Here is a 10,570-nt window from a genome sequence, read left to right on the forward strand (position 1 = left end):
TCTCCTATTTTGCCTCAAGGGCAATTTCTTTATATTTGGCATCCCAAGCAGGGTCAATCTTACTTAAAGATACCGGTCGCAATGAATCCTTGTGCGCAAGAATATGTACGGATTGAGCTGTGGCTGCTACCGTGCCATCCTCATGTAAAATTTCATAGCCATACGTAGTTCGTAAACGATCATGCTTTTCTACCCAAGTGCGCACCGTCGCCACTTGTCCATAATGCATGGCTGCTTTATATGAAATCGATAAATCCATCACAGGCGATACATAGCCATCTTTTTCTAATGCAGCATACTCAAAGCCAGCATCACTTACAAGCTGGGTACGCCCAATTTCCATCCAAATGATGTAGTTCGCATGGTACACCACGCCCATCTGGTCTGTCTCTGCGTACCGTATTTCAATCTGTTTCTCACTCACAAACATTTTCTTCACCTCGTCCTACATTATAGCGTAAAAGTGTTGATTTGGTGGGGTTTTTGCTCTATTGATTAGAAAAGGTTAAAAAATTTAACTTTGCAAAAATTTGAAATTAGATTCAGAAATATATTTGGTAAAAAATGTTGGTTTCCGTTTTTACCCGTTGTACCCCACTTAATTGGGGTACACTGGGGTACAACAATTTAAAAATAAAAGAGATACTGGGCAGGTGCTGTAAATCAGAAATGGTACCTATTTTTACACGAGAAAAATTTGATGTAAATGATTAAAACCAGGTACTCATTCGAGCGCCTGGTTATTTTTTTAAAATACCTCTGTAAAAAAAGATTACCCTTGCATCATTGCTTGGCTAGTCTTTAATCTTATTAAAATATCTTTTGAGTTTAGTTTTTAGTTATTAATACTTGATCAGCTTTAACCCATTCTGCACCTAAATTGTACCAACCGTCTTTAGCTGCATGTACTTTATAAGTTCCTGGTGCTAATTGGCGTTTAAATGATCCATTAGGAGAACTATACGTATGAATAGTAGTTGTAACAGTTGCATGGTGATTAGCAATAGTTCCATAAGCATTGTGGATATAGCCAGATCCAACATTATAGTATAGAGTTCCATCAGCTGCATATTCTCTTTGACCATACACTTTGTATTTTCCACCAGCTTCAAGTTGACCGATAATTTCATATCCAACATTTTTGAACACATTTGCTTTCTGAGTAATTGTAATCGTTGCCCAAGTTCCATCATAAGTATGGTAGCTAACTGTTGGCTTGTCCCCGTTTAAATAAGGCATAGGATCTACCGCCTCCGATTGAGACACTCGTGCTTTTTCATATATTTCAAAGTGCACGTGTTGACCAGTTGAACTCCCACTGTTCCCCATAACACCAATTTTGTCACCTTGATTAATAGTTTGACCAACAGAGACACCAATAGATTGTAAATGAGCATAAAGTGTATCATATGTTTTCCCATCAATACTGTGTCGAACTATCACATAGTTTCCGTAACCGCCATTACATGTATTACCGATAGAGCCATTATTAGAACAACCACCAACGGCTTTGTTAATCACACCCGCAGCAGAAGCGTGTATAGGTACATTGGCGCTACTATTTGCAATGTCAACTCCATAATGCATTGAACCACTTCTCATGCCATAAAGGCTTGTATAAATACCTTCAGCTGGTTTTATAAATACCTGTTTCATCAAACATTCTCCTTTCAATCTTTAAACTATTACTTTTATATTTTTCAAGGATTAACCAAATATAAATACTAAAAAATAATACCGAGTTAATAGAATAAGCCCATTACCAATTAAGCTAATGGGCTTAAATTTTTTAATTTCTTTCTTCTATAACTTAGTGATTATTTTTGTATTAATTCAGTGTTGTTATACCACTGTTCATGGCTCCAGCTAAGCCTTGAAGGATACGTGATGCACCAGCTTCTGCTTTCACACCAGTATTAGTTGTAACAATGTTATATGGAAGTGCTGCTGAACCTGCATGGTTAGCAATTGCAGAAGTCAATTTACCAGAGGTTACTAAAGTGTGACCTCCATACCAAGCTGCAGTGTAAAGATAAGCTGTTACTGAAGCTGGGTCACCGTTTTGTTCTACGAGAATATTGTACTGTAAATTAGAGTTAGCAATATATTTTGCTTCAGGAATACTCTTAGAAGTGAAGTGTTGATAACCCGCTAAAGCATAACCAGACGTTGGAGCAGATGAACTACCCGGTTCTTTTGAACCACCAGGAGCTGCGTTTGGACTACCTTGCATAAAGTTAGGAAGACCAATTTCGAACGAACGACCTTCGTTTAAAATTTGAGTGTGGTAGTAGTTCATGATCTCAGCTGCTGTTTGTTGACAAACATGAGAGCTTAAAGCTACCGCATTTTTAAATTGAGGAACTTGTGTAGTTAAACGTAGTTCAGCAATTCGGTAAGCACGAGCTGCTAGGTTAAGCCCCCAGATAACAAATGCGTTGTAACCAGAAGAAGGGAAGTATCCACGCATTTGGTCAATATTACCACCGTTATCACCAGCACGACCTGCACCAATGTTAACACAAAGTTCAGTTAAACCATTGTTTACACGAGAGTTACTGTAATTTGCACGTAAACGAGCACACATATTTGTGAACCAAGCACTTAAATCCGAATAAATTGCATTACCTGCACCATTAATAGCAGCATTGATAAAGTGAACTGCTCCTAAACCAAGGATTGTACCATTAAGTGCCGTAGTAGAATGCTTAGTCCCAGCTAATAAACCAACACTAACTGTTACTCCTTTACCATTTGGCTGATTTACATTTTTGTAACCAGCTTCACCAGTGATACGAGTGTAGAAGTTGCTAACATAACTAGTAAGTAATGATTTAAGTTCAGTTTGAGTTACTGGGTTAGAAGAACTAGCTTGTGTATATGAAACCATATTAGCATCTTTTGCTAAAGCTAATGCTGCATAAGCTCCTAAAGCTAAAATTGGATTTTCTGGACCAATATTGTTTGGGTTAGCTGGATTAATAAATGATTTATAGTTGATTAAAATCCGGTGAATACGAGTCAAGATTTGACCACGAACTGTCGCAGAAGATGCATTAGAGTAAAGTGATGTCAAGAATAGCAATTGACTTCCAGCACGTTGACGTGTAACTCCTGCTGATTTCTTTAATGTACCAAAAATATCATGGAAGTTAGTTTTTGATCCTGAATCTGCTGCCAAACGTACTGCACCATCTCCCATAAGGTTAGTAAAGATTTTTTCTGCTTCTGTTTTGACTGTAAATGTCAAAGAAATCATCCCCTTTATATTTTATAGAAAGCTCCCTTCAATAAGAACATTTGTTCTTGTTTACATTATAGAACAGATGTTCTTGTTTTTCAAGGGAATATATTTATTTTAAGGAAAATAAATGAAATATTTATTAACCTTTTATACTAGTACTAGTATAATTAAAGTATAGAAAGGATGTGAACAAAGTAGATTATGATAAGGTTTTAGCTTATTTAGTCGCAGTCGCTACTGTAATTAATTTGCTGAAAGGCTCAGTAAAAAATATTCAAGGCATGCGAACAGGTAAGCAAAATAAAAAGCGACGCCCCTCTACCAAGAGGAAACGTCGCAAATACCCAAAGCGAAGGAGGTTAGCCACTCCTTCCCTATAATCTTATCATATCCATTGTATTATGAAAAATATCGGATATGTAGTAGCTTTTGCATTTGCTATTTACGCTTTGATTAATATGGTGAATTGGAAACAACCAGGCTTCTTCGATGTATCTATGATTATTATTTACTCTTTTTGTTTAATCTTAGTGATATTAAATATCATAGTATATTTTAAAAAAGGAAGGATTAAAATGGAGAAGAATTTTCAGACTGAAGCTAATAAACGTTGGCAAGAGAAGAATAAAGAGCGTGCAAAATACATTAGCGCACGATCAAGAGCGCGTAGCTTTATTAAAAACCACGCTTTAGAGGAAGATTTAGAGGAGTTTATGGAATTGACTCTAGAACGCAAACAAATATTAAATAAAATGAAAATAGACCAAGACGGCATGTAGCTGTGAAGTGAACCCTTAAAGTTAGAGTTTTATTTATGCAGCTAATCGGCTGGCATAAGCTCGGTATTTTACCGGACCCATGCCGGCCAATTTTTGTTTAATTCGATCGTTATTATAGTAATCCATATACTTTTCTATTTTCTTCTTTAACTTTTCATTCATGATTTCCTCCTTGCCCAATTTAGTTATCCATAAGAATCCCTAAGTTGTTCAAAAGTGTATTTGTTCTCGTTCTTTATAGCGTCTGGGAGAAAAAAGACAAAATAAAAAGCCACTCAAAATAAATGGCTCAATCTCAAGCTTAGTATTTAAATTCTTGCACTAAAAGTTATTACTTATCTTGCCAACAATTTTGTTAGTGGCACTACGATTTATTGTAATCGCTCTAAATCCTGATATTCTTTCATATAAGGACCATCTTCTGCAACAAATGAATGATACAATGCCTTTACTGCGAAATTTTTCTCTAAACCCATTTCAGATTTTAGCTTTTTTAATTCATCATGCAATGTTCGATGTTCATTTATAAGCTTTAGCATAATTGTCTTATTATATTTCATTACATCCGTCCTTTTTGTTTACAACATGAATGCTATAATACACTATTTTCACTTATAATCGCAAGAACAGCCTTGAACACCCCCACCTCCATCGACCTTTGTTTGTTTTGGAATGGTTACATCAAGTTTCTTTATATAATAAAAACACCTCATATGAGATGTTTAGTTGCTTCAGTCTAGTAAATTGTATAAATTCTTCATAAATCTATATTACTGTCCTAAAACCTCCTGGATAGATTGTTCCAAAATATCCATTGCCAGTTCTAATTCATGTTCCTTAATGATAAGTGGTGGAGTGAGAGTAAGCACATTTCCTTGGGATACTTTAAAGCTTAATCCCTTTTCCATACATTTATACATTACTTGCTCTGCTTCAGATGTAGCTTTTTCTTTCGAATTCCGGTTTAATACTAATTCTACTCCGTATAAAAGACCGATTCCTCGAACATCACCTATAATTTCATATTTTTCTTGCATCTTTTTAAGACGTATTCTCATATAATTTCCTAATTGATTAGCCTTATCAATTAATTTAAAATCCTCGATATAATTAAGAGTAGCCAAGGCTGCTGCACAACCTAATGAACTTTTTTCATGAGTGTAATGACCGAGTGCAATATCTTGGGCAACATCAAGTTCTCCTTTTACGAGCATCGCTGCCATTGGAAATACGCCTCCACCCAATCCTTTTCCCAATAAAACAATATCTGGCATAACTCCAAAGTTTTCGAAAGTGAACATTTTACCTGTTCGCCCTAAAGCTGTTGGAATTTCATCAAAAATCAATAATATATTGTTCCTATCACAAATATTACGTAAACGTTGATAGTACTCTTTTGGTGGGATATGCACGTCTGTACAACGAACAGGCTCTAAAATAATTGCACCGATTTCATTTTCTCTTTCAAGTACATATTCTAAATAATCAAGGGATTTAAATCTACCATTGTCATCATCAAACAAACCACGATATGAATTGTAAGGAGCTATATGCAGACTCCCTGGCATTAAAGGACCCATACCGTTACGGAAAAGTGCTTCTCCTCCAACTGAAATAGCGTCTAAAGATGCACCATGAAATGAATCCCACATAGATATAGTTTTAAATTTACCTGTTACCTTTCTAACAAGTTTTAAAGCCATTCCAACAGCTGAAGTTCCCCCAGGAGTCAACAGTACTTTATTTAAACTTTCTGGTGCAATGTCAACTAATTTTTTTGCCAACTGGATCGCAACTTTATTTGTATAACGTCTTGGTGAGAATGGAAGAATATCCAACTGCTCTTTTACTGCTTGAATAACATACTCATTACCATAACCTATTTGATGAACATTATTTCCGTGAAAATCCATATACTTTCTTCCATCTATATCCTCTATGTAAATTCCATAGCTTTTTTCAATAATATTTAAACAAGGAGTAGAAAGAGATTGATGTAAATAATACTTGGAATCATCGTTTAAAAGCTCAAATGATTCTTTGCTCAAGTGTTTTCCTTGCCATAAAGAACGAGTTTTTGTTAAATTAATGTCCCCCTCTGTTCTTAAAACTTCAATGTTTTTTTCCATTATTTCTTCTCCTCTCATTGTAGGTAATTAATTCTTTTATCTAAACAAAATAACATGTGTTTTTTAATTAGTTATTAATATTTTGTAAATCTTTTCACCTAATCACATTTAAACGTAGTTGTTATGAATCAATAATAATAACCTACGCTCATAGAACACTGACGAATCAAAGGGGAGGAAACTTTGCTCCGAAGGATGTTTTGATTATAATTTGTTTAACGATTTTTTCTCTAACAATAAATTGTGTTTTACTTTTAAATGGAAAAAAATTTTGTCGAAATCTCCAAATGCGAAAGTAAAGCTGCATGAGCATTTACTTCAACTTTAATCATTGGTATATGTTTGCTCTCAAAACCACACCAAACTCTGCCCTCTCGACTCGAAGTGTTTTGGCTGTTTGACGCAGTTTTCAAAGCAAAAGAAAAAAGCATCATAAAGCTTTTACAGCTATTACAATGCTTTTATAGTTCTTGTTTAGACAGGAATAAGTAAAAGTAGATTTGCACCTTGTATGGTAATTTTCGTGGTATCTAGTTTATGCCCGATCTTGCTGAGCTTCAGCGCCCTCTACAAAGAGCCATTAGCTACACCACTACATTACGTCTACCTATTCCGCCACTACTCCTTTACATCAGCCTTACTCCTACCGAACCTACCTCCGAGTTTACAATACAAACTTTAAATCACAAACTATCGTTCATGTTTTACATTTGTTCCTTTTGTTTCTTTTCCCTTGTTGAATTGAGTACCTATTAGTTCAATGAAAACCATGTAGATTGAATCATTTATTACCACGTTGCTTTAGTATTACATTTTCAACATATTGGCTGAATTTCTCCTCTGCATCGGAATAACATTTGACACTAAAGAGCAAAGGGTCCATAGGGTATTTAATTTTTTTTTGATTGGGAGAATCAAAATTATCATATTCCACTTTCGTAGAATAATCTTCAAAATAAATGTCCCACATTCCTTGTTCATTTTTATACCCAATAGCTTCAATATAATCATCATTTTCTTCGTCATAATAAGTGATATGCCAATGACGACCTTTTAAATGCTCCTTTATTTCTTCAGCATACGGTTCAAATGATGTCTCTATCTCCACTAATTCCATTCCTTCGGAAAGGTCATCTCTATTTAGATAGGAAGGTTCAGGAAGCTCTTCATTGTCATAAAGAATTCCAGCCAAAGTGTAAGCTAAATCCTTTTTGGCATCTTGTATTGCTTTGTGTCTAGTTTCTCTTCTTGTTAATGGATATTCCCATCCATTTTCAAGAAACAGAGTAGGGAAATAAACACAAAATATTCCTTCATCATCTTGCTGTATGAAAGCTGGATAAATTAATCTATCGAGATTTACCATAGCTACACATCCTTTAATTACTCTATTTCTTTATAATAAATTATTTTAGGAAAATTGTAATGATCAAATCTCAACTGAAACGCTGCATTATTTTGAAGCAAAAATGTCCCAAAGCGTCGTTGGTAAACATTTCTTAAGAGCTTGTTATTCAACAATCTGGACCTTAATTGAAAACGAGCGCTGTTCTTTGTTATAGAATCGCGCACGATTGAGAAACAACTTTATTGTTACTCAATAAAATCCACCTTTCAATAAAGAGGAAGCAAAAGGGTTATCAGGCAATTACAAACCCTATGACGAGTAAACAATAAATACTAGGAACTCAATTTTATATGAGCGCCTGATTATTTTTGTTGAACTTATCAATGCAATTCTTAACATTCAAGAGAATGCGATTTCTCCAGATAGTGTACCTTGCAAGGGCTTTGGCTCTAGCCACGCCACTTTTGGTTCTGGTTACAATTTGATTAGCGATTTTAGCTGTTATGAAGTAGCTATATTTTGAATATATTGTTACGAAATTGCCATAAAATAATTTATATGTAAATGATATACTTTTTTTGTAAGTACTAATTATATAGGAGAGAGGGATTTTGCTATGTCCGAAAGCAAGCAATTTATTAAGGATATAAATGAAAATAATGTGAAATTTTCCGTAATAATACCCGCTCACAACGAAGAAAAGTACATCGGGGGATGCCTAGAATCAATCGTCAAAGCTGCACAACTTTATAAAGATCAAGTAGAAGTGATTGTTGTGCTTAATCGTTGTACAGATAGAACAGAGGAAATTGCAAAGTCATACAATTGTGTAACATTGATTAATGAAGATAAAAATTTATCCAAAATTAGAAATGCAGGAGCAGCACTAGCAAAAGGAGAAATTCTAATTACAATTGATGCAGATACTCGAATGACTGAACACTTGTTATCAGAAGCTGAAAAGCATCTAGCATCTAATCAATATATTGGAGGCGGCGTAAACGGAAATTTTGAAAGAATTTCGCTTGGAATCATTGTTTCTACCTTTCTCTTGATTGTTCCCTTATTGTTTAAATATGGTTTGATTTCTGTAGGGATTTTTTGGTGCTATCGAAAGGACTTTCAAGCAATAAAAGGTTTTAATGAGAAGATGCTGATGGCTGAAGATGCTGATTTTGCAAAACGATTAAAACAATTGGGTAAAACAAATGGTAAAAAATACGGAACAATAAAAAATGGTATGATTACTTCTTGCAGGCGCTTTGACCATTATGGGGACTGGATTTTACTTAAACGACCTAGTATGATTTTAGCTTATCTAAAAGGCAATAATCATAAGGCTGCAAATGAAGCCTATTACGACGATCAAGCAAGATGATAATGAGTAAACTCAATTGTGTTATATTAAAACAGATAACTAGCATTGGTGTGAAAATGAAAAGAACATCTTAAATTGAAAAAGCTTAAGGAACTGTTTAGTGTCAATAAGTTGTTCCATCTATGGGCCAATTAATTGAATAGCACTTACTAAATTACAGTAAGATATTGAATATAATTACTTGTTTTTTGTACTTTTAAGGAGGCGTTGTCGATGAGAAATTATTTATACTTGATTGGGCGAAAAAACAAGGGGATAACGTTTCAATAGCCCATAAACTACGTGATTCCCCTTCAAAGGGAGCGTACCAGATTGAAGAAAATTTATTTAAAGCCTATTGATAAAAGTAATTGGGAAGAAGCAATTAGATTATCTGTTAAAGAAGAACAACAAACATTTATTGCATCCAATCTTTATTCTATTGCAGAAGTTCAATTTCTAGATAATTTCTATGCAAAAGGTATTTATCTTGAAAATAAAATGATAGGATTTACTATGTTTGGAATAGACCCTGATGACCATAATTATTGGATTTATAGACTTATGATTGATGAAGAATTTCAAGGTAAAGGTATAGGTAAACAAGCAATATATCAGGTTATTGAAGAGATAAGACGAAATAATACTGCAAACGTTTCTTTAATAATGATTGGATATGATCCTGAAAATCTTACTGCAAAATTTGTATATAAAAAGGTAGGATTTATTGAGACTGAATTATCATCTTGGGGTGAACAATTAGCTAAGTATTCCTTGTAAGCACTTGATTTTACCACAATGAATATTTAGACATTAAATTAAAGGATCAGGTTGTTGAGTAACATAAATAGGAAATGATTAAACTTTTTATAAAAAAATGAACCAATTTAATTATTAAGAGCGTGTTTTGATCAATTTTTTACAAAACACGTTCTTTTTTATGTTGCTTCTTCATTTAAACTGCCTGCTAGTTTAGTATAAACTTTCAAAATTCAGTAACATTATATATACTAATATATGTTTTACGTTCCTCTACAATCTGGCCCGAATGTTGAACATATGTTATTAAAAAGAAATAACTCCTTGGCTCCTTCATCATCTGACTCAAAATTTTATTTCTTACTCTAAAAATTGTCGTACTAGATAATCTCATTTGCTTTCCAATTGCACGCATGCTATTCCCATCTAGTAATCTATGAAAGACTTCAACCTCTCTATCCCCTTCTACAAATGGAATGCGGTTCTGCACCTCTGCAATCTTATGCTCATATTCCTTAATCCGATAATTTAGTGAATATACACGACGTTCTACTTCTTCTACCTTCGCTACCAGCTGCCGTGCTTCCTCCATCATTTCAACCATCCATCAATAATTCTCAATCCACTGAAGTAAATTCTCTTTTGCCCTTTAACATAGGTTAGCCCCCCTAAGTTGAGTTATATTTACTTATCTGACTAACCTAGAAAGGCATAAACCAATTCGAGCTGTAGCGTCTATAAACGCTACTGCTTTTTCTTTTACTTATTTTTGAACAGTTTTTTCAGTCACTATCGGCTCACCAACCTTATGATAAAAGTTTTTAAGTGTTTTTAAGTGCACACTTTCCTCATATTGTTCTGTAGTTTTTGGATTAGCAGTAAACTCGCTATGCAAATCTAAATTAATAATCGAAACCGTAATTATATGTTAAGATTGACTTATATAAAATAAAA

At 34.2% G+C, this 10,570-nt stretch carries 11 protein-coding genes; 3 read left to right on the forward strand and 8 right to left on the reverse strand.

Annotated features, from left to right (window positions below):
* Positions 1-4: 4 nt before the first annotated feature.
* The 3 genes from HCH28_RS21115 to HCH28_RS21125 form a co-directional block, all read right to left on the reverse strand.
* On the reverse strand, positions 5-430 hold the full coding sequence (locus tag HCH28_RS21115) for an acyl-CoA thioesterase (protein ID WP_221682957.1): 426 nt from the start codon (positions 428-430) through the stop codon (positions 5-7).
* Positions 431-828: 398 nt separating this feature from the next.
* Positions 829-1,656 carry a M23 family metallopeptidase gene (locus HCH28_RS21120; RefSeq protein WP_221682958.1) on the reverse strand — a complete coding sequence of 276 codons (828 nt, stop codon included), beginning with the start codon at positions 1,654-1,656 and terminating at the stop codon, positions 829-831.
* A gap of 172 nt (positions 1,657-1,828) precedes the next feature.
* Entirely contained in the window at positions 1,829-3,259 is a 1,431-nt protein-coding gene (locus HCH28_RS21125) for a calcium-binding protein (protein WP_221682959.1), read from the reverse strand.
* A gap of 560 nt (positions 3,260-3,819) precedes the next feature.
* Between HCH28_RS21125 and HCH28_RS21130 the strand changes: the two genes are divergently transcribed.
* The gene (locus HCH28_RS21130) at positions 3,820-4,023 is read left to right on the forward strand and encodes a hypothetical protein (protein WP_221682960.1); all 204 of its coding nucleotides are present in this window, start codon (positions 3,820-3,822) and stop codon (positions 4,021-4,023) included.
* Positions 4,024-4,056: 33 nt separating this feature from the next.
* Here HCH28_RS21130 and HCH28_RS21135 read toward each other — a convergent pair whose 3' ends face one another.
* The 4 genes from HCH28_RS21135 to HCH28_RS21150 all read right to left on the reverse strand — a co-directional run bounded on the left by HCH28_RS21135 (position 4,057) and on the right by HCH28_RS21150 (position 7,518).
* Entirely contained in the window at positions 4,057-4,185 is a 129-nt protein-coding gene (locus HCH28_RS21135; protein WP_004225126.1) for an IS3 family transposase, read from the reverse strand.
* Between the two features lie 209 nt (positions 4,186-4,394).
* Positions 4,395-4,583 carry a hypothetical protein gene (locus tag HCH28_RS21140; RefSeq protein ID WP_004225125.1) on the reverse strand — a complete coding sequence of 63 codons (189 nt, stop codon included), beginning with the start codon at positions 4,581-4,583 and terminating at the stop codon, positions 4,395-4,397.
* Between the two features lie 210 nt (positions 4,584-4,793).
* Positions 4,794-6,152 (reverse strand): (R)-1-hydroxy-2-aminoethylphosphonate ammonia-lyase, encoded by a 1,359-nt coding sequence (gene pbfA / locus HCH28_RS21145; protein ID WP_255601714.1) that lies wholly within the window; start codon positions 6,150-6,152, stop codon positions 4,794-4,796.
* 781 nt (positions 6,153-6,933) lie between these two features.
* A complete protein-coding gene (locus HCH28_RS21150) occupies positions 6,934-7,518 on the reverse strand; it encodes a type II toxin-antitoxin system HicB family antitoxin (protein WP_221682961.1) in 585 nt (194 codons plus the stop codon).
* A 598-nt stretch (positions 7,519-8,116) separates the two neighbouring features.
* On the opposite strand from HCH28_RS21150, the gene HCH28_RS21155 reads away from it, so the two are divergent.
* Positions 8,117-8,878 carry a glycosyltransferase family 2 protein gene (locus HCH28_RS21155; RefSeq protein ID WP_221682962.1) on the forward strand — a complete coding sequence of 254 codons (762 nt, stop codon included), beginning with the start codon at positions 8,117-8,119 and terminating at the stop codon, positions 8,876-8,878.
* A 312-nt stretch (positions 8,879-9,190) separates the two neighbouring features.
* Positions 9,191-9,637, forward strand: coding sequence for a GNAT family N-acetyltransferase (locus tag HCH28_RS21160; protein ID WP_221682963.1), 447 nt, complete (start codon positions 9,191-9,193; stop codon positions 9,635-9,637).
* Positions 9,638-9,842: 205 nt separating this feature from the next.
* On the opposite strand, the gene HCH28_RS21165 is transcribed toward HCH28_RS21160, so the two are convergent.
* Positions 9,843-10,211 carry a hypothetical protein gene (locus HCH28_RS21165; protein ID WP_221682964.1) on the reverse strand — a complete coding sequence of 123 codons (369 nt, stop codon included), beginning with the start codon at positions 10,209-10,211 and terminating at the stop codon, positions 9,843-9,845.
* Between the last annotated feature and the right edge of the window lie 359 nt (positions 10,212-10,570).

It is taken from the genome of Lysinibacillus sp. K60 (assembly GCF_019731275.1).
Taxonomy (GTDB): domain Bacteria; phylum Bacillota; class Bacilli; order Bacillales_A; family Planococcaceae; genus Lysinibacillus; species Lysinibacillus capsici.